General features: G+C 61.0%; 16 protein-coding genes. 10 read left to right on the forward strand and 6 right to left on the reverse strand.

The genetic code is table 11. The features are described 5' to 3' along the window. Window positions 1-6: 6 nt before the first annotated feature. The 4 genes from A4R35_RS15980 to A4R35_RS15995 all read left to right on the forward strand — a co-directional run bounded on the left by A4R35_RS15980 (window position 7) and on the right by A4R35_RS15995 (window position 3,962). Window positions 7-819 carry an NUDIX hydrolase gene (locus A4R35_RS15980; protein ID WP_112431064.1) on the forward strand — a complete coding sequence of 271 codons (813 nt, stop codon included), beginning with the start codon at window positions 7-9 and terminating at the stop codon, window positions 817-819. 440 nt (window positions 820-1,259) lie between these two features. Beyond that, window positions 1,260-1,922, forward strand: a complete 663-nt coding sequence (gene clpP, locus A4R35_RS15985; RefSeq protein ID WP_112431066.1) for an ATP-dependent Clp endopeptidase proteolytic subunit ClpP — start codon at window positions 1,260-1,262, stop codon at window positions 1,920-1,922. 313 nt (window positions 1,923-2,235) lie between these two features. Continuing rightward, a complete protein-coding gene (locus tag A4R35_RS15990) occupies window positions 2,236-3,237 on the forward strand; it encodes an HAD family hydrolase (RefSeq protein ID WP_189361911.1) in 1,002 nt (333 codons plus the stop codon). After that, a complete protein-coding gene (locus tag A4R35_RS15995) occupies window positions 3,234-3,962 on the forward strand; it encodes a class I SAM-dependent methyltransferase (RefSeq protein ID WP_112431070.1) in 729 nt (242 codons plus the stop codon). The genes A4R35_RS15990 and A4R35_RS15995 overlap by 4 nt, the downstream gene beginning before the upstream one ends. Window positions 3,963-3,992: 30 nt before the next feature. Here the strand turns inward: A4R35_RS15995 and A4R35_RS16000 are convergent, their stop codons facing one another. After that, a complete protein-coding gene (locus tag A4R35_RS16000) occupies window positions 3,993-7,655 on the reverse strand; it encodes a type ISP restriction/modification enzyme (protein WP_112431072.1) in 3,663 nt (1,220 codons plus the stop codon). 46 nt (window positions 7,656-7,701) lie between these two features. Further along, window positions 7,702-8,004, reverse strand: coding sequence for a helix-turn-helix domain-containing protein (locus tag A4R35_RS16005; RefSeq protein ID WP_112431074.1), 303 nt, complete (start codon window positions 8,002-8,004; stop codon window positions 7,702-7,704). 255 nt (window positions 8,005-8,259) lie between these two features. Between A4R35_RS16005 and A4R35_RS16010 the strand changes: the two genes are divergently transcribed. After that, entirely contained in the window at window positions 8,260-8,550 is a 291-nt protein-coding gene (locus A4R35_RS16010; RefSeq protein WP_112431076.1) for a hypothetical protein, read from the forward strand. Window positions 8,551-8,695: 145 nt separating this feature from the next. On the opposite strand, the gene A4R35_RS16015 is transcribed toward A4R35_RS16010, so the two are convergent. Continuing rightward, on the reverse strand, window positions 8,696-11,887 hold the full coding sequence (locus A4R35_RS16015; protein ID WP_112431078.1) for a type I restriction endonuclease: 3,192 nt from the start codon (window positions 11,885-11,887) through the stop codon (window positions 8,696-8,698). 1,092 nt (window positions 11,888-12,979) lie between these two features. Here A4R35_RS16015 and A4R35_RS16025 point away from each other — a divergent pair. Then, a complete protein-coding gene (locus tag A4R35_RS16025; protein ID WP_112431082.1) occupies window positions 12,980-14,917 on the forward strand; it encodes an ABC transporter ATP-binding protein in 1,938 nt (645 codons plus the stop codon). Window positions 14,918-15,035: 118 nt separating this feature from the next. Here A4R35_RS16025 and A4R35_RS16030 read toward each other — a convergent pair whose 3' ends face one another. Then, the gene (locus A4R35_RS16030; protein ID WP_112431084.1) at window positions 15,036-15,350 is read right to left on the reverse strand and encodes a GlsB/YeaQ/YmgE family stress response membrane protein; all 315 of its coding nucleotides are present in this window, start codon (window positions 15,348-15,350) and stop codon (window positions 15,036-15,038) included. A gap of 405 nt (window positions 15,351-15,755) precedes the next feature. Further along, complete coding sequence (locus A4R35_RS16035; protein ID WP_189361914.1) at window positions 15,756-16,541, reverse strand: 2-phosphosulfolactate phosphatase; 786 nt, start codon at window positions 16,539-16,541, stop codon at window positions 15,756-15,758. Between the two features lie 202 nt (window positions 16,542-16,743). Between A4R35_RS16035 and A4R35_RS16040 the strand changes: the two genes are divergently transcribed. Next, on the forward strand, window positions 16,744-18,426 hold the full coding sequence (locus tag A4R35_RS16040; protein WP_112431088.1) for an acyl-CoA synthetase: 1,683 nt from the start codon (window positions 16,744-16,746) through the stop codon (window positions 18,424-18,426). Window positions 18,427-18,603: 177 nt separating this feature from the next. Here the strand turns inward: A4R35_RS16040 and A4R35_RS16045 are convergent, their stop codons facing one another. After that, a complete protein-coding gene (locus A4R35_RS16045; RefSeq protein ID WP_112431090.1) occupies window positions 18,604-19,296 on the reverse strand; it encodes a hypothetical protein in 693 nt (230 codons plus the stop codon). A 408-nt stretch (window positions 19,297-19,704) separates the two neighbouring features. Between A4R35_RS16045 and A4R35_RS16050 the strand changes: the two genes are divergently transcribed. From A4R35_RS16050 to A4R35_RS16060, 3 genes are all read left to right on the forward strand, one after another. Beyond that, complete coding sequence (locus tag A4R35_RS16050) at window positions 19,705-20,433, forward strand: response regulator transcription factor (RefSeq protein ID WP_112431092.1); 729 nt, start codon at window positions 19,705-19,707, stop codon at window positions 20,431-20,433. A gap of 133 nt (window positions 20,434-20,566) precedes the next feature. Further along, complete coding sequence (locus tag A4R35_RS16055; protein WP_112431094.1) at window positions 20,567-22,111, forward strand: sensor histidine kinase; 1,545 nt, start codon at window positions 20,567-20,569, stop codon at window positions 22,109-22,111. A gap of 124 nt (window positions 22,112-22,235) precedes the next feature. After that, entirely contained in the window at window positions 22,236-23,093 is an 858-nt protein-coding gene (locus A4R35_RS16060) for a sensor histidine kinase (RefSeq protein WP_112431096.1), read from the forward strand. Window positions 23,094-23,212: the final 119 nt, after the last annotated feature.

A 23,212-nucleotide genomic window follows, 5' to 3' on the forward strand; every position in this document is an offset into this window, starting at 1 on the left:
CGAGCCATGCGTGAATTCGAGATCCTGGTGCGCGGCTGCTTCGATGCCGGGCGGCTCGTCGTCAGCTACGACGAGAGCCTGCGCATGCCACGCACCCGCAGTGACGAGGAATGCATTGAGGCATGTTGGCATCATAAGCTGCAAGAGATGCAGCGGCGTGGAGCAACCCTCTACGATGGCGCCCTTTATCGATTGGTTGACTGGGAGGTGCAACTCGACGGGCGCCTCTCGCTGGCGCTGGGAGCCACCAGCTACAAGGAATATGTGGCGAGCCGGGATGTACGCTTTGCGCGGGGCCGTGGGCGACGCGAACTGAGCAATCCTCTGGCCGTCTGCTCGGTGATTGAGACGGCTGATGGTCAGCTCGTGCTTGATCAGCGGCACGGTGTAGATGTCTACGAGGGGCGCTATCATGTCATTGGCGGCTTTTGTGAGAGCGAGCGTGACCGCGATAGCGCGGGGCTACCCGACCTCTTTGGGGCCATGCTGCGTGAGATCCGCGAGGAGACTGGCCTGCAGGACGAAGACATTGCCCGTCAGCTCTGTCTGGGCCTGGTCTACGATCTGGCAACTCCTCATCCCGAACTCTGCTTTCTCACCTGCCTGCGTATTCCGCTGGAGGAAGTCAGGCAGCGGAAGCCAGTGGACCATGAGGTAGAGCGTCTGCTCCCGCTGCCTGCGCGCGCTGAGAGCCTGCGCTCCTTCCTCTTTACCTACCACGGTCAGATCTCTGCGACTGGTGAGCCTGCGCTCTTACTCTATGGCGGCTGGCGCTTCGGTGAAGCCTGGTATGCCGAGACGCTCTGGCGCCTGACATGAGAAGTTGACTGGTTGACTGCCTGACTGACTGAGCGTCGGTCGAGAGGACTGGAAGATTGCCTGGGCCGGGCCGGGCGTCGGAGCGGCGACCTCGCTGCTTGCGGTTCGCAGGCAGATAGGATATGATAGAGACAACAGATGGCATAGACAGACAGAGAGCGCGGCCCTGCTGTAAGTGCCTGGTCAGTAGAGAGCTGGGGCCAGGCGCTGCGCATGGGGGCCGGGCCTGTGCCTGTGGACGTTGCACAGGCGCTGCCAGATCTGAGCTGGTTTGGAGGGAGGCATCGCGCTTGAACGATTGGATTGGCAAGTCATAGGTCAGCGATGACCACCACGATAGAGTTGGAAGTGCAAGGTTCGGACACCAGAGCCACTTCTTCTTATTATTATGGATGTATTCAGTAGCAAGCAAGAACTGAACGAGATCACAAGGAGCGAATATGGGAGCGGTATTCAACCCCCGGGACCCGAAGTGGATTAAGGAGTCCAGGGAATTTCTAGAGCCGCGAGGCGTCATCCCCGGTGTTGTGGAGTCGACCCCGCGCGGCGAACGTATGTGGGACATCTACTCGCGCCTGCTGAAGGAGCGCATCATTTTTGTGGGGACGCCCATTAACGATCAGGTAGCCAATGTCACGGTAGCTCAGCTGCTCTACCTGCAGAGCGAGGACGCGACCAAAGACATCTACCTTTATATCAACTCCCCTGGTGGCAGCATCTATGCGGGCCTGGCGATTTACGACACCATGCAGTGGGTCAAGCCAGATGTGTCGACGGTCTGTGTGGGCATGGCTATGAGCATGGGGGCGGTCTTGCTGGCCGCCGGGGCCAAAGGTAAGCGCTTCTGCCTGCCCAATTCGACGGTGCTGATCCATCAGCCGCTGGGCGGTGCCGAGGGCCAGGCTGCCGATATCGAGATCACGGCTCGCGAGATCCTGCGCCTGCGCCGCATCATCTATGAGATCCTCTCGCGCCACACCGGCCAGACGGTGGAGCGCATCATGCAGGACTCTGACCGCAACTACTACCTCTCTGCGCAGCAGGCGGTAGAGTACGGTCTCGCCGATGATGTCCTCTCCAAAGCTGAGGAGAGCGAGCGCTAGCTAAGGCGGGGAGCCGCCAAGGGCGGGCCATCTCCTTTGCCCCTGTCTGTTCATCGTTCCTGCTTTTGGGTAGTCGCCTGGTCCTCTTGCTTGCTCTGCAAGTGTTTGCTAGCTAACACTTAAGGTGGCAGGCGAGGCGAGGCGAGGCGAGGAGCGTCACCAGGCACCGGGCTGACTGGCTGAAGCTCTATCCTGTCAGCTGCGGGCAGGGAAGAGGAGCGATGAGGCGGGCCGGGTGACTGTGCCGACAGCGGCAGGAAGGCAGGGAAGAGAGAGGGAGGTGGCCCGCCCCCCCGCTCTAGGGAAGAGCAACTTGAGGTTATTGCTTGTGAAGGGACGCATCATTCGCTGCGTGCTCTTTGATCTTGGCGATACGCTCTGGTACCGGAAGGATCAAGAGACCTGGCGTCGCCTGGAGTTCGCGGCTAATTGCCAGGCGATCGCCCTCCTGCGGATGCATCTGGAGTCGTGCAGCCTCCCAGATCAGGATGATGTGACACTGGGCCGGTCGCTGCGCGTCGCCTTTGATGCGCAGACGCGGGCGCGTATTCGGCGTGATCCCAGCCATGAGCCGGATGGGGCCGAGATAGCGATGGAGACGCTGGCTCAGCTGGGCTGGGGCCAGATCGATCGGCAGCTTGGGGCAGCTCTCTTTGAGGCGCTACGCGTGCGCATTATCGATTCGCGCTTGCTCTACGATGATGCGCTCTCGACGCTGGCGGAGTTGCGCCGGCGCGGCTTCTTGCTTGGGGTGGTGACCAATCGTCTTTGGGGTGGCCCTCCTTTTCAGGAGGATTTGCGGGCCTTTGGCCTCTTTGAGTACTTCGATCCCGCGACGATCGCTATTTCCGCCGATCTGGGGGTGCGCAAACCCGACCCCGCCATTTTTCTGCATACGCTCCGTGCGCTCAATGTCTCCCCCACTGAGGCGGCGATGGTCGGCGATTCGCTGCGCTCCGATATTGTGGGGGCGAAGCGCCTCGGCCTGCTGGCCATCTGGAAACCGAAGCCGCGTGTGCGTGAGGCGCTGCAGGCCCGACTGGTAGCGCCCGGGGCAACCAGCGCCAACGCTTCTTTCGGGCATCAAGAAGCTTTTGCTCCTCCCTCAGCTGTAAGTGCGGCCAGCGATCTCCCGCCCGATCTGCCCCCGGGACTGCATGTGACCGATGACGATTATGTGCTCTCGACGGTGCAGGGGCCGGGGAGCGATCCTTTGGCTTTGCTGGCGAGCAATCTGGAGGAGTACAAGCCCGATCTGATGATCGAGCATTTGAGCGAGCTGCTGGAGATTTTTCCAAAGGCGGGTGTGCTGTGAGTGTGAGAGAGCGTCTGCGGCAGGGACTCTTTGAGACGCTCTATCGCAATCGCTACCTCTATCGTTTTGCCAGTACGGTGCCTTTTGCGGGACAGTGGCGGGTCTGGCAGCGGCTGGTCTTGCCGCGCGTGGTGGGGCATGACGTGCTGGAGCTGGGCTGTGGCCTGGGCGATCTGCTGGCCGATCTGTGCGAGCAGGGCTATCGCTGCATGGCGGTTGAGCGCTCGCCGGAGATGGTGGCGGCGGCGCGCGCGACCTTGCTGCGGCGCCGGGTTGGTCTGCCAGGTCAGGTGCTGCTCGGCGAGGCCCAGCATCTCCCCTTTGCTGATGCCTCCTTTGATACGGTGGTCAGTACTTTTCCCTCCGACTATATTGTTGACCCCGATACTATCGCTGAGGTGGCGCGCGTGCTGCGTCCGGGTGGGCGTCTGGTGGTGGTCGAGGGGGCCAATCTGCTCCCGGTCGGCCTGTTGCAGCCTGTGTTGTTGCTGATCCATCTCCTGGTCTATGGCTTCTATCCGCGGTCTTCTTCTCTAGAGGAGCGCCATCGTGTGCTGCGGGTGGAGCGCGATGAGACGACCGGGCTGACGACGGAGGAGCTGCCGGCGACGCCTTTCGGGCGGCGCATTCCGCTGGAGCGCTGTGGGCTGCGTCGTCGCTCGGAGCGGGTGCGCAGTCGGCGCTGGGAGGCCTATCTGACAATCGGCGAGAAGCCCTCTGTCTGATCGAGAATCGCCGGTTCCATCGGGGCGAGTTCAAGCCGACGGGAGGACGGCCTGCCAGTCCTCGGGGGTGACCGCCTGTTCGAGTTCTCCTATCAGGGTCAAAGTTTGCAGGCTGACGGCCACGACCTGCTTGAGCAGGCGGACGATGTAATCGGGATCGGTGGGCCGGTTGGGGTCAAGGACGATGCCGCTGTGCGGGTCGCGGCGGAGCTGATACTGCTCCAGGACCCACTCCAGGGCCGAGCGGTTGCCCAGAACGTAGCGGAAGCAGTCCGGCGGTATGTCGGCCAGAGTCAGGCCGGGACTGACCTGGATGGTGCGCCGGTCGGGGCTGAGACGCAGGCGCTCGATGCGGCGGTTGTCGCGGTAGCTGAAGCGTTCGTCTTCGATCTCGCGCAGAGGATGGGGATCAACCTGCTCGTAGTGAATGTGCAGGTCGAGGAGCTGCCGGCCCAGGCTGGCGGCAGCCCAGAAGGCTTCGTCACGGCGCAGCAGAGGAATGCGTGGCAGCTCGTGCTTGAGCCGCTCGGCGTAGCGCTCGCGGTAGGCCGGATGGTGCAGGATGGCATAAGTGTAGTAGAAGAGGTCCCATTTGCTGACTTCGGGACCATAGTGACGCTGGAAGATGGCCAGGGCGCCATCGGTGATGTTCTCCTGCCGGCTGCCAGCGTTGCTGTAGACGTAGAAGGGGAAGCACTGGATCTTTTCGAAGGCCAGGTCAAGATCGGCGATGTGGTTGGTAGCCAGACAGCCAAAGAGCTTGCGGTTGCCTGGCCCGGGAACGCAGATGAGACGGTTCTCCTCTTCACTGGCCGGAGTGGGGAAGTAGCGTGGCTGAAGATAGACATTATTATTAAGCAAGCTATCCAGATAGAGGAACAGTTGCGTGAAAGGGCGATAGAGGCTGAGTCGCAGGTGGCTGGGATCGAAAGATGCCTTCTTGCCATGCTGAAGAGCTATTTTGAGGTCACTACTCCATTTAATCTGGCGCTCATCGTTGAGTAAGAAACGATCAAGCGGAATGGTTTTATCTGTGCGCTGCTGCCAGCGAATAAGCTCGCTGTTGTAAGTCTCGATCAGGCGCTTGACTTTCTGTTCAAGCGTCGCAGGCTGGAAATCATAGACCCAGAAATCGCGATTGGTCTTCACTCCGCTCGAGTAAGAGAGGAAGAGGACAGGCTCAGAGCTAAAGCCATGCTTGCTCTCTTTGGTTCCCAGGGGCAGAAAGGTGTCCCACTCAGGGGCTGACGCCTGATCCAGCCAGCGCCGGGAGGTGACCGGCTGCAGTTGTTGCCAGGGGATCTGTCCCATGCTGCGCTTCTCGCGCAGAAAGCTCAGCTTCTCCTCCTTGCGCCAGTCCTCGGGGACGCGATAATAGAAGAGGCAGCGCTCGCGATGGCGGGATGAACGAATCGCCAGAGTGATGCCGACACCGACCCGAATGCCAAAGACATTATGGGTTGTGCCCGAGAGGCGGGGATTGCGGCGTACGTTGCCGTGCAGGTCGAGATGATAGATGTGGGTGAAGTCCTGCAGGAGATGGTGACGCATGCCGTCAAAGGCAAACTGGTCGATGAAGGAGTTGTTGGAGACAAAGCAGACGATGCCGTCGCGGCCCCGCAGGCGATCGCTGGCCCAGCGGAAGAAGCGCACGTAGGCATCGTAGAGCATATTGCGGTTAGTGGCCTGGGAATCCCTGACGTAGGTCTCGCGGATGCGCTGGTCGAGGAGCTGGTAGGGGCGATTTTTGTTGTTCTCGTTCTCGCGCTTCTGGCCGACGTTGTAGGGCGGATTGCCGATGATGACCATGATCTCGGCCTCTTTCTCGCGCAGCACGCGCTGCGTGTTCTCCTCAACAAAGTAAAGCCGCGGCTGGGTCACCACCGTAGCGCCGTTGCTTTGGACGCGCTCGGCCAGCTCCAGCGTGTCGACGAAACAGATGCCCGGAAAGGGCTCGTATTCCCCCATGCGCTCATAGTAGGCGTGCTCGATGTTGAGCGAAGCGATATAGTAGGCGAGCAGCATGATCTCATTGCAGAACAGATCTTCAGTATATTTCTGGCGCAGAGCACTGCGGGGAAGGCGCTTCAGGATATTGACCACAAAATTGCCAGTGCCGGTACAGGGGTCGAGGATCTTGACACCGGACGTGGCTAGCGAACAGCCAAACTCGCGCTGCAGAGCCTCGTCGACGCTGGCGACCATGAAGTCGACGATCTCCTGCGGGGTGTAGACGATGCCGTACGTATCGGCCTGTTTGACCGAGAAACCCTGAAAGAAGCGCTCATAGACGGTATTCAGGAAACGCTGACGCTCGGTCCAGTCACGAATGCTGCGCGCCGCTTCCTCAATGGCCAGATAGAAGTGATCGAGCGAGCGCAGGAAATCTTGACGATTAAAGGCCCGGCTGGTGAGGGCGCGGATAACCTGCTCGATCTGGGCGGCGATGACGTTGCGGCTGACGAAATCCGGGTTATCAAAGACTGTGCGGAAAAGTCGCTCGGTGAGCAGGTGCTGCACGAGCATTTCGGTAATTTCAGCCTGGCTGATCTGCGGATTAAGGTTGCTGCGGCAAAGAGTAGTAAAGTTGTTGAGCGCCGTGATGAAGGCGCGGTTCTGGCTCGCCTCCTGCTCGATGATCTGCAGGAGGCGAGCCGCCAGCTCGGGAATGCGGTCCTGAAACTCCTCAACAGCAGCCTCAAAACGAGCGATCTGCGGCTCGCTGTAGGTCAGAAAGCGGGTCAGGAGGTCGCGCAGCTCGCTGTCGTCGTCCAGATTGAAGAGAAGGCGCTGACCGTCCTGGTAGAGGATAGCCCGCCGGCTGTTCTCGAAGAGGGTGTTGCGCAGGGGATAGCCGGCCTCAATTTTGCGCTGAACTTCGCGTTCGAGGTCGAGATGGGGCGCCTTGGCCTCCCAGAGGCCGCGAATGAAGAACTCGTTGACGTCGCGCAGGACCCCGTCGGGACGGAGGCCGTTGGGCAGGGTCTGCTCCGGGATCAGCTTGAGATTGACAGCGCTGGCGGTCTCCTCTAACAGGCGCTGGAAAGCGGTGCGCAAGGCCAGCTCGTGGCTGGCGAAGCCCTCGTACGAGCGGAGCTGCTTGCGGTAGCGCTCGATGGCGCGCTTCAGCAGGGCGGGCGTGAGCGCGGCAGGTGTGCTGATCAGGACCTCAGTGGACACGGACGACGACCCCTTTCTGTGAGCGTGCTGTTGTGCTCTATTATACACGCGCTGGTCTTCCTGCTCCATCAGATGCTCGATCACCCGCCGCAGTCCTCCAACAACTTCGGCAAAGGCAGCGTCCTGGTTGGCCCAGGCCGAGATGGGCCGGGCGTTGCCCGGCAGAGCCTGGAGATGGGCGAAAGGGGCATCTTCCCAGAGGACAGGCCGCAGGAGGATCGGCACAACCTGTGCCTGGCCGAGCCGCTGGCGCTCCAGGGCGCGCTGCATTTCGACGCCGTAGCAGTAGTCGGAAGCCATGAAGGCCGGACTGATCAGCAAGAGAATGAGCTGAGCCTCCTCCAGTTGCTGGCGAATGACGCGCCGCCAGTCACTGCCCGCGAGGATGGCCCCATCGTGCCATGTCTCCAGCAGACCCTGACGCTGCAACAGAGCCAGGTGCTGCTCTAGCCGCTCCAGATAAGGGCGGTCGGCCCGCGCATATACGTAGAAGAGCTTTATTGGCGTCGCCATCTTCACACTCCTCGCTGCTGCTCATGGCTCAGCTCAGATCGCGCTTCTACTGCGACGTGCGGTCGCTCTCCTGCTCTTCCTCCTCTATCTGAGGCCGTTCTTGCTCCTCTCCCCCCAGCCCCATCCGCTTCTGCCAGATCAAGGGCGCTGTCGGCTTGTACTCGATGAGTTCCGCCGGCGTCACCTCTAAGGCCCAACAAAGCTTGTCTAAGGTGTCCGAGTCTATGATAGCGCTCGGATCGCGGAAAATTTTCCGCACCGTCCGATAATCAACATCTGCTAGCTTCGCTAGTTGACTCATACTGATCTTCTTCTGTTCAGCTATCTCTCTTAATCGCAGACGTATCATGCCAATGCCCTATAGCCATGTCCTTAGAGGGAGTGTAGCAGATTCCCAGACTTGACAGCAGTGACAGTGTGGTATACACTGTAGAGGTAAGCTTTATAGAGTTAGCTACAAAAGATATCTCTATAGAGCTAGCATTAAAATCATAGAATCATCTGCTATATAGCCAGTGAGCAAAGCTGAGCCGGCGGTGTCAGATCAGGTCAGGGGGCCGGACTGAGCCGGGCCAGCTTCAGTGCAGGAAGGAGGACGGACGCCATGTCTGGCAGCGAAGAAGGGCATGAGGAGAAGCGTCATGTTGAGCAGCCAGAGACGGACCAGGAAATTGAGCAGTTGAAGGCCCAGCTGGCCCAGGAGTATGCGCAGGCGCTGCGGGCCGGCGAGCGCGATGCTGCCCCTTCCTATGAGACCTACGAGCGCCTGGCGGAGGTGGCTGGCGATCGCCAGGCCAGCCTCATCCTCAAAGAAGTTATTGAGGCTGTTGAGCGCCGCATCTACGGTCTCCTGCTGCTGGAGGGACCGGCCCAGGGAATCGAGCACACCCACTAAGCGCAGCCGAGGGAGGAACAGCAAGACGAAAGGGAGCAAGCCGCCCGTCGCGCTCGCCGGGGTCGAGAGCAAGACCCGGCTGGCGCGGCGAGCGGCTCAACCAGAGAGAGGAGAGGAAAACATCGATCGGCGTGCTGTGCCGCCCTCAGTGCTCCGCTGAGGGCCTGGCCGGGCCCCACCGATCTGGGGGGCGATCGCTATCTGCCTGAGTAGAGTCGCCGGGCTGGGCGCTGCCGGAGCGCTGTCGCGAGCGCGACCCCGTCGCTTTCTCATCTGGCTGCTGGCTTCCTGTTGCGGGCGGGTCAAGCAGGGAGCGTACAAAGTGCAACAGCTCGGCGGGATACTCCTCCCAGGGAGCCTGACCGCTCTCGTACTTGTGTTGCAGCTTCTCCAGATGTGCCAGTGCCTCAGCGCAGCGTGGCTGATGGCTGCTCATGAGCTGTAGATTCCAGGTCAGAAGGCTGCGCAGTTGCTCGGCCTTCAGCAGTGGCGTCTGGCTCTTCTTGAGCAGCGTCGCCAGGCGTGAGAAGCTCACGCGCTGCAAGTCTAGGGTGCTCAACGAGGGCTTACCGCTGCTGCTCGCGGCCTCCATCTTGCCCCTCCTTCCGTAACGCGCCGTCTGACTCTCTTCGGCTACCAGTCCGGCCACAGCATGCGGACGATCCAACAGCTCGTCCAGACTGCGGCAGTGTTGCGCGCGGCGCATAATGCGGGCCACCAACCCCAGGGCCTCGACCGCTCCCCTGAAAGGCGGCGCCGCCTTATCGGGTTGCAGGGCTGCATAGAGCGCCTCGATACGCTTCACCTGGGCAAAAAAGGCCTGACGCAGCTCGTTTCCCTTGAGCAAGCGATCAGCCGCCTGGCGAGCAGCACCGTCGGGCCGCCGCTCCTCGCTAGCTGCCAGCAGCGCGGAGACCTCGACGCCATGACGGGCACAGAAATCCAGTGTCTCCCCGAGCGTCTTCTCCAGCTCCGCCGCCAGCCGATGCTTCTCCTGAATAGCGCTCACCTCAGCGACGGGCGCTTCGTGTAGTTCGCGGCTGGCCCGGCGGCGGAGACGCCAGGACTGGGGGAGCACGCGCTCAGCGGCCCGGGCATAGCGCTGTTGCAACGTAGAGAGCTGCGGCCAGTGCCCGATATAGTCGACCACCAGACCACAGACCTTCTCGTCATCATAGACACGGTTGACGGCAGTCAGGGCAGCCAGCAGCGTTGGACCCTGCAAAGGACGATCGAGATAGAGCGTTGCCAGCGCCGGGGTAGCCAGACTGGCCAGCCAGGGATCACAGCTAAAGAGCAGGCGGAGCGGATCGTTCACATCGTGGAAGCGAGCGACCAGGTCCTCATTGCGCAAGCGCTCGTGATGGGAACGGATCTCGACCGTTTCGAAGTAGGCGCGGCCCGGCGTATCGTTGAAGTCAGCAAAGCGGCGATAGTCATCGGGCGACGGAGAAACGAGCACAGCCATCTCCGTTGGCCTGTAGTAGGCCAGAAGTTCATCCAGCACAGCCCGACGGCGCCAGTCGAAGGTTTCATCTCGCTCCCGCTGCAGCCGACGCAGCATACGCTCCCAGAGGGAACGCACCCGCTTATAGAGGCGCACGGCAGTGATCTTATCGATCGTCAGCACCAGGGCCTTGGCGCGATGGCCCCGGGCGGACCAATGTTCGACCAGATCGCGAGCCACCAGATCGAGGCGCTCGGGATGAGTCAGCAGCGCGTAGGGAGTGCGCAGGCGTTGAGCCAGCTCCTCTTGATACTCACTGCAGGGGCCAGCGGCCTCAGCCAGCTGCTGCATAGCCTCGGCAAAGCCGGGCGGAGTCTGCGCACCCAGCAAGGCGCTGCGATCCTCGTAGTAGACTGGCAGAATAGTGCCATCGGCGAGCGCTTGAGCGCAGGAATAGCCACTAAGGTAGGGGCCGAAGAGGCTGCGCAGCGCCGGCTCCTGATCCTCGCGGCAGGGAGTCGCCGTTAGCCCGAGAAAAGCCGCGGCGGGCAGCGCCTGACGCATCCGCTGCAGCTGCTCCAGCGTGCAGGTCTGCAGCTCGTCAACAAGCACCAGCAGGTCCGTACGCAGCGAAAGCGGCTCAGGACTCTCGAAGGCCGAAGGCAGAGCGAAATAGAGAGGAGGAGGGGCAGAACGGCCCGGGCCCGGGGTGGGCCGCTCCAGCAGGCGTTGCAGCTCGCCAGCTGTCGTCACGGGCATTGTGCCCGATTTCTCTTCCCTTGTCAGCAGGCCCCAGTCCGTCAGCGAGCGCACGAGCTGTCGCCAGAGATCCTCGTGGCCGGTCACCAACAGGCAGGTTGGCCCTGGCTCATCGTCCTGGCGCAGCACCTTTTGCAGCAGAAAGGCCAGCGTATAGCTCTTGCCGCTGCCATGTGCCTGCCAGAGCAGCCCCAGTCGGCCCCGTAAAGCTCCGGCCTCGCGCAGACGGGCGTAGGCCGCATTCACCGCCAGGTACTGATGATTGCGGGCGACAATCTTAGCGGGCCGTGGCGTCCTGGAGAAGAGTGTGAAGTGCTTGACAAGATCAAGAAAGCGCTCAGGCTGGCAGGTGGCGTAGAGCGCTGTCTCTAGCGTGCAGTCCTCTGGCCCATCTTCGCCCGAGAGGCGTTTCCAGGGAGTCAGCTGTGGCCAGCGGCTGTCAACGCTGCCCACGCGGTTCAAAGGACCGTTGGAGAGAAGCACAAGAGCGTTATACCATACGAGCTGCGGCAGTTCACTGCGATAGCACTGTAGATAGTGCTGATAGAGCTGCTCCAGTGGTTCGATGCCGATGACAAACAGCAGGAGCGGGAGACCGTTGACGAAACCAACCAGGGGAAGACAGAGCGGGCCACAGCGCCCCTGCACCCAGTAGTTCGAGATCAATCGCCAGTCGTTGGCGGCGGGATGTTGCCAGTCGATAAGGCGCAGGGTCGAGGAAGCGCCGACCTCCCTTCTCGGAGCCAAGACCGAAGCCAGGCTGCTGGGGCGTCGGCGGCCCGGCTGAGCTTTGGAGAGAGCGCTTGATGGCCCCTCATCGTTCAGTGCTACACCATCGCGCAGCAGATGATGGATTTCGCGATTCGCCGCCAGGGGGTGCAGCGCGTCGCGGTGGCGCGTCAGGAGGGCACAGGCATAGGCAATCTGTTCTGCGCTGGCCTCGGGATTCAAACGCTGCAGAGCCGTGCGGAGAGGTTCAAGTAGCACCACCTCCTCAGCGCTGCCGCGCCCAGTGATATCGTAGTTGCCTGCTCCCTCGGCTGAAGCATCCTGGTGGCAATATCCCATCTGCTCCAGGGCGTGGATGGCCCGGGAAACCACGATGTTTTTGATGGCTTGTGGAAACTCCATGATATGACCTTCTTCTACCAGTACCAGCGCATCCTCTCACCATGAATATCTGCATAGGTGCGGTGTCACTGGCTGTGAACTTGATGCAACGCTCGGGCCGTCCGAGGCGCCAGGTTTCTCCTTGCCTCCGCGTGGAAGGCAGGGAGAAGATGAGACCTCAGAAAAGCGCCCAGGCGCTGAAGCCAGGGCATGGGCCGGCCCGAGGCTGCCCTCGGCTGTGCGCAAATCGAAATCATCGAAGACCCCTGCTTCAAGCAAGCGGGGGAAGTGCATCAAAGTAATCAATGCAAAAAATTGCGTTCATAAATGAGATGGCCGGACTTACCCACCAAAGAGACCGGGAGAAAGCACGGTCGCAGGTCCTGGGGATAGGTTCAGGTGCTGGCTCTGCCTCTGGCCGCCTGCTCTGTGGCTCTAAGTACCTGGCCAGCCTTCTGGCCTGCGCCAGCCAATCAAACGGCTGCCTCACTCTGCAGCCCTGGCCGGCCCGGGCCAGTTCCAGCACGCTGCAGGCCATCCTGCCAGGCATCAGGGGTTAATTCCCTCCTAGCCATATACCACGTCCTTCCTTCTACCACTGCTGGAGCCTTTGCTTCTGCCAACCTGCCTCTGATCAGGTGGCGAGCAGCGGCTCGCGCCTTTGTCCGCATCGAGATCTTGCCTGTTTGTCTGTTTGCTTATATCCAGGAGCAACGGGCTGCCAGGTCGAGGCGGTCATGGCAAGCAGGCACTGATCAGAGGAAGCGGGCCGTCTCGCCCTGGCCTGCCCTCATGTTGCTACTATATAGACGAACCTGGCAAGATCCTATCAAACAAAAGAAGGGTATCTAGAAGACAAAAGGACCTTTTGCCGGGTCCTGCAGTGAGCTTGTGTAATGATACACAAGACAAGCAACAGCATCCCCAGATCGAACGAGGCAGCAGAGACTGTCAACCGAGGCAAACAGAACTGTTCTCCTGACCAGTATCGGCGACCTGGTCCTGTGCTATACTCTCCCAATACGGCAGGCAGGTGGCCAGCAACGAAGTAGGGGGGCCTGTTCAACCAGGGCACAACCTCAGACGGAGAAGCAACAGGGAGTAGCAACAACGATGGCAGTACACGGTCACAGCATGGGTAGTAGTTTGGGGGTCTATCTCGACGAGCAGAGGCGCAAGGGGCGCAAGACCGACCGGCGAACGCTAAGTCGGGTCATAGCGGCCTTCCGACCCTATCGAGGGCAAGTGGCTCTCATGCTCATAGCCATCCTCACGACAACCTTTTTGGGATTAATCAATCCGCTCATGATCCGCTTTATCTTTGACGATGCCATTGGCAAGCGTGACCTGACGTTGCTCATCATCTTCGTCAGCATCATGCTCATCACGCCGGTTGTCAGCGGAGTCATCGGTGTAGGCCAGAGCTATCTCAGCAACCTGGTTGGGCAGCGTGTCATGCGCGACTTTCGCAATCGCCTCTATGCCCATCTGCAGCGGATGTCTCTACGCTTTTTCACGGCCACCCGCACCGGAGAAATTCAATCGCGGCTGGCCAATGACGTCGGCGGTATCGAGAACATCGTCACAGGCACCGCCACCAGCATCGTCGCCAACATCTCCACGGCCCTCTCGACCATCATTGCAATGGCCATTATCAGCCCGCTACTCACCCTCATCTCGCTGGGGCTGCTGCCGCTCTTCCTCTGGATCACCTACAAAGTAGGCAACGTACGCCGCCTGACGAGCAAAGAAACGCAAAAGAGCATGGCCTCTCTTAGCGCCCTCATGCAAGAGACCCTTTCCGTCAGCGGTGTCCTGCTCATCAAGACCTTTGGCCGGCAGCAGCTGACTCAGCAACGCTTTGAAGAGGAGAACCAGCGTCTTTCCGATCTTGAAATTCGCCAGCAAATGATCGGGCGCTGGTTCTTCATGTTCGTAGGCACCTTCTTCTCGATCACACCGGCAGTCGTCTACCTTGTCGCCGGATTGCAGGCCATTTTTGACCCGCGCCAGGCCATTACCCTGGGCGCCATTGTGGCCTTCACCACTCTGCAGAGCCGGCTCTTTTTCCCGGTTGGCCAGCTACTCAGCATTCAAGTCGACATCCAGGGCGCCCTGGCCCTCTTCGACCGTATCTTCGAATATCTCGACCTGCCGATCGAGATCGCGGACCGGCCTGATGCCCTCTGGCTCAAGCCCGAGCAGGTACGTGGCGCCATCAGCTTTGAAGACGTCTCCTTCAGCTACCGACGTGAAACGTCTGAAGGCACAGCCGAAGCGGGGCCGGAGGAGAATGGCGAGCAGCGAAACGGGAAAGTGGCAGTCCTGGCTGGAGAGCTGTCCGAGGAACGGGCGGCGCTCAGCCATATCTCCTTCACCATCGAGCCGGGTCAGCTGGTGGCCCTTGTCGGACCAAGCGGAGCCGGCAAAACCACCATCACCTATCTGCTCGCCCGCCTCTATGACGTTGACGAAGGCAGCGTCCGCATCGACGGTCACGACGTTCGCTCCATCGCCCAGCAGTCTCTCAGCGAACTGATCGGTATGGTCACCCAGGAAACCTACCTCTTCAACGCCACCATCCGCGAAAATCTGCTCTACGCACGGCCCGAGGCCAGCGAGGAAGAGATGATCGCCGCCGCCAGGGCTGCTGCCATTCACGAACGCATCATGGAGCTCGATGACGGCTACGATACCCTGGTTGGAGAGCGTGGCTACAAGCTCTCTGGAGGTGAAAAGCAGCGCCTCGCCATCGCCCGTGTCATCCTTAAAGATCCACGTATCCTGATCCTGGACGAAGCCACCAGCGCCCTCGACACCCACTCCGAGCGTCTCATTCAGGCCGCTCTGGAGCCGCTCATGCACAAGCGCACCACCCTGGCCATTGCACATCGGCTCTCGACCATTCTGGCCGCCGACACCATTCTTGTCCTGGATCGAGGGCAGATTGTCGAGCGCGGAACCCATGAGGAATTACTGGAGCAGCAAGGACTCTATGCCCGCCTCTATGCTGAGCAGTTTCAGCGGGCCGCCGAGGAGCAGACGATCTGAAGCTGGCCGGCCATATCTCTCCGCAAACAAAAGCGGGCTAGTAATAGATGCTAGCCCGCTAAGGGAGACTTCGGCAGAGAGAGATGCCGAAGAAAGGAGACGAAGCGCAAGAGGCTCACTAGACAGTGGGGCGCTTGCCACCAAGGCCCCGCCCACCGGTCACGGCCTTAACGATTACTAGCAGGATGATCGCGCCGAGCAGGGCTGTCACGAAAGTCCAGAAGATGCCACTGACCGAAATGCCGAGGGCGCCCAGGATCGCGCCGCCCAGGAGACCGCCAATGATGCCGACGATAATATTACCCAGAATGCCAAGCTGATCGCCCTGCACCAGGCGGTCGGCGATCGCCCCGGCTAAGCCACCGATGATGATCCAGACAATCCAGGCCCACAGCGTGCCCAGCACGCTTGCCAGAACGAAACCCGTTACCATGTGAACTTTCTCCTCCTCTCGCTAAAGCTCTCTTTGAGACAATGGCGCAGGTACTTATCACTACAGTCGAAGATACTCCGATCGCTGTTGGGTCGCTACCGATGTCATTTTCTACACGGGTCAACCCCCGAGAGAGTGTCAACCGGCTCAGAGGGCTATAGCGAAAGAGAAGGAGGGCGGCGCGGCTTCAGAAGCGGACTGAGCCTGAAGCAAGGCCCCGTTCCGGCGGGGCAGGCGGCGAGTGGCTTCAGTAGAAATGCTGGTCGTCTATAGCTAGAGCGCCGGGCCATCATTCCGGAGGCTTCAAGCCTCGCCGTCGGGGAGAAGGCTCCGCCTGGCCCGGCGCCGGAGCAACGTTGAGAGAGCAGAGCAGGCGCCAGCCCTCTCACAGAGCCGCTCAGACATTCAAAGAGCCAGCGGCTCGACAATCAACAGGCCTGTTTCCGGCTCGCGACCGGAGACTGCTGGCACCAGGCTGCTCCGATCGATCTCCACACAGAAAGGAGGGTCGTCGACCAGACCGGCGCGTAGCACCGTCAGAGACGACTCGCTATACTCCAGCACACGCGGAGGCTTATAGGCCTCATAGATGGCGATTGCCGCCAGAGCGCTCCCGTGAGGAGTCAGGACTGAGCTTCCTGGATTAGCCTCCTGGTGGTGGTCGGAGCCAGCCAGGCGCAGCAGCTCGGCGGCCAGGTAGCCGGCACAGACCGCATCATCAAGAGCAAAGTAACCGAACTCGCCTGCGCAGACCAGGGCAATATCGCCTTCGCGCTCACGCGCCAGCTTTAGCGCCGCCGAGACCACGGCGTGGGCATTGCGGAAGCAGCCAGCCAGGCGTATCGTCTCGGGTGGGCAGGCGTGGAAAGCGCGGGTGCCATTTGTTGTCGTCAAAATCAGCTCACGGCCCTGCAGGTCCAGCTGGGCGAACTCGCGCGGCGAATTGCCATAATCGAAGCCAGGAATGCGGCGCACATTGCGCTCTCCGCAGAGCGCGCGCCCGGGATGGGCAGCGGCTCCAGCCCGCGCCTGCTCGATCGACTCAGCCACCAGCACGCGCCTCGCCCCCTGTTCCAGCATCACCGTCATCGTCGTCGTCGCGCGGATCAGATCGATCACGATGTAGACATCGCCGGCCTGGGCCCGCTCGGGCAAAATTGTCTCGGGAGTAAAAAAGACGTAGAGTTGCAACGTGCCTCCTTGTTGTCGCTGACTGATGCACCTGATAAATAAAAGGGCTGAGGGAACAGCCCACAATAAGGATCAGGTTCCATTATATCCTCTCGCCTGGCGTATGGTATGATAGGGGAAGAGAGCACGAGCGTTTCGCAGTAGCCCACACCTCTGACAGCGCCGTCGGAGGAGCGCTCTACAGCACAAAGGAGGCTTCACAATGACCGTCTCGCGGACCCCCAACATGGCCGACTACGAAGTCGAGCGGCGCACCTTCCACATCGACGTCCCCGAGTATTTCAACTTCGCCGTCGACATCATCGGCAAATGGGCGCAGGACCCCCAAAAAATCGCCGTCCACTGGCTCGGTCAGCACGGAGAAGAGCGGCAGATCACCTTTGCCGAATTCGCCGAGCGCTCCAGTCGGGCCGCCAACGCCTTTGCTGCCCTTGGCCTCAAGAAAGGCGATCGCGTGCTGGTCATGCTGCCGCGCCTTCCCGAATGGTGGGAAAGCGTACTGGGTCTGATGAAGCTCGGCGTCATCTTTATCCCCTGCACCACCCTGCTCACCAGCAAAGACCTCCAATATCGGGCCGAAGTAGCCGAGGCCCAGGGTCTGATCACCGATCGCGAAGGAGCAGAGAAATTTGATCAGGTGCGAGGGCAGTGTCCCACCGTCAAGCAGGCCATCCTGGTCGATGGCGAGGCCCGTCCAGGCTGGATCAGCTATCACGAGATCGTGGCGGCAGCCTCCCCCGACTTCACTGGCCCCAAAACGCGCAGCGACGACCCCTGTCTGGTCTACTTCACTTCAGGCACCGTCGGCTATCCCAAGATGGTTCTCCACACCCAGGCCAGTTATCCGCTCGGGCACACCATCACTGGCAAATACTGGCTTGATCTCCACGAGGATGACCTGCTCTGGAATCTCAGTGAAACCGGCTGGGCCAAGTGGGCCTGGAGCAACTTCTTTGGTCCCTGGGTCATGGGCACCGCCGTCTTCATCCAGGACGCCCGCGGCAAATTCAATCCCGTGGAGACCCTGGAGCTGCTCCATCGCTACCCGATCACCGTCCTCTGCGCCCCACCGACCGCCTACCGCATGCTTGTCCTGGAGGAGCCGCTCACCTATCTCAAGGCGCATCCGCCCCGCGCCCTGCGCCACTGCGTTGGCGCTGGCGAGCCATTGAACCCGGAAGTCATTCGTCAATGGCAAGAAGCAACTGGCATGATCATCCGCGACGGCTACGGACAGACCGAGACCGTGCTGCTCTGTGGCAATTTCCCGCCGCTGGAGGTCAAGCCTGGCTCGATGGGCAGGCCCTCGCCGGGCTTCGACGTGGCCGTCATCGATCACGAGGGCAACGAGCTGCCTCCTGGTGCTGAGGGCGATATCGCCGTCCGCATCAAGCCTGAGCGTCCGCGCTGGCTCTTCCAGGAGTACTGGCGCAATCCCGAAGCGACCGCGGCCTGTATCCGCGGCGACTGGTACATCACCGGCGACCGCGCCTATCGCGATGAGGACGGCTATCTATGGTTTGTTGGCAGGGCCGACGATGTCATCATCAGTGCCGGCTATCGCATTGGGCCGTTCGAAGTTGAAAGCGCCCTCAAAGAGCATCCCGCCGTCGCCGAGTCAGCGGTGGTTGGCAGTCCCGACGAAGTTCGCGGCCAGATCGTCAAAGCCTTTGTTGTGCTCGCCCCAGGTTACAGCCCATCCCCCGAGCTGGCCAGCGAGCTGCAGGAGCATGTCCGTCGCGTCACCGCGCCCTATAAGTATCCGCGCGAGATCGAATTTGTCGAGACGCTTCCTAAGACCATTTCGGGCAAGATTCGCCGCGTCGAGCTACGCGAGCTAGAGCACCGTCGCAAGCTTGGCCACAGTGGCCAGTCAGGAGCGTAAGCTGCGGCTCGTCTCCGTCGCGCTGTCCAGCGAGGACGGGAGGGAAAGCCGCAGGAGAGGAGGACTGCAGGCAGCAAAAGAGGGGTCGGGCGCGGTTCATGAGAGCTGTTGGCCCGACCCCTTCTGTATGCTGGCTTCAGCCAGCGCCATCAGACCATGAGACAGGGAAGGAGGAAGCTAGAGCGTACCAGACTTAAAGTGACGATTGACCAGCCGGCTGATCACCACTGGATGCTTCTGCAGGTACTGCTTGATCGCGCTTGCCTGCTGCTGGGTGATAGTACCGGCCTGGGCCGCGCGGTCCACCTCATGCTCGATGGCATTCAGGACAATCGTATGGAGCTGGCTGGCCGAAACGTGCTGAGCGTCAGCGATCTGCTTGAGCGTCTTGCCGGCCTGCAGCTGGGCTTTGAGCTGATCAACGCTCAGATGCAAACCCTGAGCGATCTGATTCTCCAGATCGGGCAGGTAGGGCTTCAGCTGCTGGCGGATGGCGACGCGCCTGGCCCCATTGAGCAGAGCGCTGCAGCCCGGATGAGCCGCCAGACGTTGCTTGATCACGGTGGCCTCGCTCTGGGTCAACTTGCCATCCTTGACCATCTGGTCGAGGACATCGCTGAGGGCCGCATTGCTATCCTGGCGCAGCGTCGCGACCGAGACGTGCAGACGGTTCGCCAGATCCTGCAGCCACTGCTGACAGTAGGCCCCGGTCTTGCTGGCGGCCCCTGGCGTCGCTGTCGCCTGCGGGCTGCCGCTCTGGCCAGTAGCGCTGGCCAGCAGCGGCCCGGCGAAGAGGGCGCCGAAAACGATACATAGCAGCAAGAGCAGCGCTCCACCAGCGATCAAGAACGCTTTTTTCATATGCTTCATAGCGACATCGCTCCTTTTTCTGCTCACTCTTTCAAGAGTAGATTCTTTAGCATAGCTCTCTTGAGTAGAAACAAGACGGGTATGCTCAGCGCATACAGCGCAAGAGGAGGGAGCGAGCACCATCCGCTTGCCCTGGCGTTCGCTCTCCCTGGCGTTAAGTATCATAGCGCTCAGAAATAAAGAAGTCCTCAATGAGAAGCTCAAGATTTGCTCAAGATTGGCGGATGGGAGGAGAGCGACCAGTCCCAGGGCCGGCTGGAAGGAAGAGCGTGTGATAGTATTATCTAACGGACAGGAGGTCGCGCGTTCCGGCGCGTCGTCGACCCGGGCGCTCCCGACCCTTTCCCATCGGTGAGACAAACCAGGCGGGAGCGAGGCGGCCCAGCCGAGAGCGCGCAGCAGCTAGCAATGGCACAGAAAATCCTCATCATTGAAGACGAAGAGGGGATCATTCACCTGCTCAACCTGTATCTCAAAGATGCAGGGTATAGCGTCATCGCGGCGCACGATGCGGCGGATGGCCTGGCGCTCCATGCTCGCGAGAAGCCTGATCTGGTCATTCTCGACATCATGCTGCCGGGGCTGGATGGCTTCGAAGTCTGCCGCCGCATCCGTTCCTGGTCCTCCACGCCCATTCTTATCTTAACAGCGCGTGGAGACGAAGACGATCGCATTCGTGGTCTTGATCTCGGAGCTGATGATTACCTGGTCAAGCCGTTCAGTCCGCGTGAACTGGTCAGTCGTGTGCGGGCCATCCTGCGCCGCACCAGCGGAGGCGGTGGTGAGGGCAGTGGGGGCCAGGAGAAGCGCGAGAGCGAAGTACTGCGCTTCCCTGGCCTGGTCATCGACCTGCCCGCGCGGCGCGTTGAAGTTGATGGGCGTGAAGTTGCTCTTACACCAACGGAGTTCGACCTGCTCGCCCTGCTGGCGCGCTCACCCGACCGTGTCTTTACGCGCGAGATGCTCATGAACAAAGTCTGGGGCTACGACTATCTGGGAGATGGTCACATCATCGACGTCCACATCAGCGCCCTCCGCAAGAAGATCGAAACCAATGCCGAGCGGCGCTATATCAAGACCGTCTGGCGCGTTGGCTACAAATTCGACGCCGCTGGTGCCCTCAAAGGAACACGCTAGGCACCTGTGCCGCTGGTCCGCTGATAGCAAGCCGCGGTGAGCGGAACAGGCCTCACTGGCAGACGAGTCAGGTGATGAGAGGTAGCTAAGTAGGTAGGTAACCCACGTAAGCGAGAGGAAGGGAGCGAGAACGATGCGTATGCACTGGTGGCACAGCATTCGCTGGAGGCTGGCGCTCGGTTCCATGCTCGTCGCTCTTCTGGCGACCGCCCTGCTGGCGCTCATTATTTTGTTATCCGTGGCGTACTTCTATGGCCTGGACCAGCGCCAGCAACTGACAGATCTGGCCAGTAGCAGCGCCCGGCGCATCGGCAGCGACATGCTAGCCCATCAGCGCACCCTGGCCGGAGCCTCCAGCGATGTCCTGGCCCCCATCGTACGCGGCTCTCAGGGGCAAGACTCCCTGGTCATTGTCTATGCCTATCTCCCGCGTGCGGCCACCCATCTGCAGCCAGTCTATCCGGCCCTGATCCGCGGGCGGCCAACCCTCGCCACTGTGCTGCTGGCCTCGACCGACCCTGACCTCAAGATCAACTATGCCCGCGTGCGCGCGGCCCTCACCCAGGGCACGCATGGGCAGCAGACCGTCGCCGACATAGGCGATGGGGGTCCTCCAGGCTCTGCGCGCCCCTTCGTCGTCACGCCCATCTTCTACGGCGGTGACTCTCAAAGTGGCCCGCTGGTCGGCGTCCTCTTTGTCACCTCGCGCTATGCCCTGGAGGGCACCATGCCCCCGCTCGTCGCCACCCTGAGTCGCTCCGTCCTTATTGCCTCGATCGCCGTCGCCCTCATCGCCGCTCTGGCCGCGGTCCTCTTCTCGCGCACGATCACCCGCCCGCTGGCCAAACTGACGAGCGCCACACGGCAACTGGCGAGCGGCCACTATGATGTGCGCGTCGAGACTGGTGCCAGAGGCGAACTGGGCGAGCTGGCCCACAACTTCAACGAGATGGCCGCCCAACTGCAGCGCGACGTCGAGGAGCTGCGCAAGCAAGAGCTGTGGCGGCGCGAACTCATCATGAACATTACCCATGACCTGGCCACTCCCTTGACCGCCATTGCTGGCCTCGGCGAGTCGCTCATCGATGGCGTCAACCGCAGTCGCGAAGACTACGAGGCCACTGGACGCATTATTGTGCGCGAAACCTTGCGCCTGCGCCGCCTTGTCAGAGACCTGCACATGATGGCCAAGATGGAGGCTGGTGCCCTGCAGCTGCAACGCAAGCCAGTACGCCTGGCCGTCCTGGTTGATGAAGTACTGGCCGTCCTTGCTCCCGAATTTGAGCGTGCCAACGTCGAACCGTGCAACACCATCGACTACAACCTGCCCCCAGTACAGGCTGACCCCGATATGCTCACGCGCGTCTTCTCCAACCTTTGCGACAATGCCCTCCGCCACACACCAGCCGGCGGTATGGTTGTCATCGACGCTGTACAACAGGAGCACTGCCTGATCGTGGCGGTCACCGATACCGGCAGCGGAATTCCACCCCAGGCTCTGCCGCGCATCTTTGACCGCTTCTATCGTGCCGATGAAGCACGTCGCGGCGACACTGGAGGCAGCGGCCTGGGCCTGGCCATTGTGCGCGCCATCGTCGAAGCCCACGGCGGCAAGATCTGGGCTGAGAACGTGCCTGGAGCCGGCGCCCGTATCCTCTTCACCTTGCCTTTGCTATAATAACCGCAATGGCCTGACGCCGATGTCTGAAAGCGCCTGGTCGCCAATTCTGCCATGTTGACAGGTGCAGAAAGCAAAAACTCTCACACAATATCTCTGCTGAAAGACGAGAGCGGGATCGATCATGAGCAATGAGCGAGACAGCGCACCAGACGATGCCTTAGAGGCTGAAGAGCGCAGCAGGCTCCAGGAAAGACAGAAGACCGAAAGAAGTGACAGCCTCACGCTTAGAGATCTTCCCCTCGCGCGCATTGCCCACGAACTGCGGGCTCCCTTGAACCGTATCAGTGGCTTTCTCGATCTACTCCTCGCGGGAGAGGAGGCCGCTGGGGCCGTGATCCCCGCCAGCTCCGAGCTATCCCTGCAGTCCCGCGACTACCTCCAGCGCGCACGGGTCAGTAGTGAGCAGCTCTATCTGTTGCTGGAGAACCTCCTCTGTTGGCTGAGGGCGATGAGCGGACAGTTGCGTCTGAGCAGCGATGTTATCGCTGTAGAAGAGCTGGTAGAGAGCGCTGTGGAAGAGCTGGAATACACGGCGCGGTTGCGTCAGTTGCGGATCGAAACGCGCTTTGCCCGGGAGCTGCTGGTGCCCTACCAGAGGATACGGAGCGACAGCCAGCGCGCGCGCCAGATACTGCGCAACGTCCTGGCCAATGCCTGTACCTATACCCCCATCGGAGGGCGAATTACCATAGAGGCGGCAGTCGCCTCGCTGCCCTCTGGTCTGCCGGGTCTGGCCCTCAGCATTGGGGATAATGGCGTGGGCATCCAGCCCGAAGTTTTGCCACACATCTTCGAGCCATTTTATCGAGCGGAGCCGCCGACTGGCAGCGACCAGCTTCTGGAGAGCAGCGGCAGCGGGCTGGGGCTGGGACTAAGCGTCGCGCACCTTCTGGTCGAACGGCTCGGCGGGACGATCGCGGTGCAGTCTGCACCTGGGGTTGGCACCACTGTCAGCCTCACCTTACCCACGCTGACATGAAAAAGTACAGTCATGCAGCCCTTGACTCAGGTTGGTAAAGCGTGCTATCCTGATTCTAACCTGTATCAGGCTCCTCTCCTTCGCCCCGGGGTCAGATCAGTGCTGAGGCAGCGCGCTGG

The organism is Thermogemmatispora tikiterensis, from assembly GCF_003268475.1.
In the GTDB taxonomy this organism is placed as follows: Bacteria; Chloroflexota; Ktedonobacteria; order Ktedonobacterales; family Ktedonobacteraceae; genus Thermogemmatispora; species Thermogemmatispora tikiterensis.

Coding starts and splice junctions, on each gene's coding strand:
- A4R35_RS16060 (WP_112431096.1), top strand. CDS start 22,236: ATGAGCAATGAGCGAGACAGCGCACCAGACGATGCCTTAGAGGCTGAA.
- A4R35_RS16050 (WP_112431092.1), top strand. CDS start 19,705: ATGGCACAGAAAATCCTCATCATTGAAGACGAAGAGGGGATCATTCAC.
- A4R35_RS16025 (WP_112431082.1), top strand. CDS start 12,980: ATGGCAGTACACGGTCACAGCATGGGTAGTAGTTTGGGGGTCTATCTC.
- A4R35_RS15980 (WP_112431064.1), top strand. CDS start 7: ATGCGTGAATTCGAGATCCTGGTGCGCGGCTGCTTCGATGCCGGGCGG.
- A4R35_RS16030 (WP_112431084.1), bottom strand. CDS start 15,350: ATGGTAACGGGTTTCGTTCTGGCAAGCGTGCTGGGCACGCTGTGGGCC.
- A4R35_RS16015 (WP_112431078.1), bottom strand. CDS start 11,887: ATGGAGTTTCCACAAGCCATCAAAAACATCGTGGTTTCCCGGGCCATC.
- A4R35_RS16000 (WP_112431072.1), bottom strand. CDS start 7,655: ATGGCGACGCCAATAAAGCTCTTCTACGTATATGCGCGGGCCGACCGC.
- A4R35_RS16040 (WP_112431088.1), top strand. CDS start 16,744: ATGACCGTCTCGCGGACCCCCAACATGGCCGACTACGAAGTCGAGCGG.
- A4R35_RS16045 (WP_112431090.1), bottom strand. CDS start 19,296: ATGAAGCATATGAAAAAAGCGTTCTTGATCGCTGGTGGAGCGCTGCTC.
- A4R35_RS16055 (WP_112431094.1), top strand. CDS start 20,567: ATGCGTATGCACTGGTGGCACAGCATTCGCTGGAGGCTGGCGCTCGGT.
- A4R35_RS16005 (WP_112431074.1), bottom strand. CDS start 8,004: ATGATACGTCTGCGATTAAGAGAGATAGCTGAACAGAAGAAGATCAGT.
- clpP (WP_112431066.1), top strand. CDS start 1,260: ATGGGAGCGGTATTCAACCCCCGGGACCCGAAGTGGATTAAGGAGTCC.
- A4R35_RS16010 (WP_112431076.1), top strand. CDS start 8,260: ATGTCTGGCAGCGAAGAAGGGCATGAGGAGAAGCGTCATGTTGAGCAG.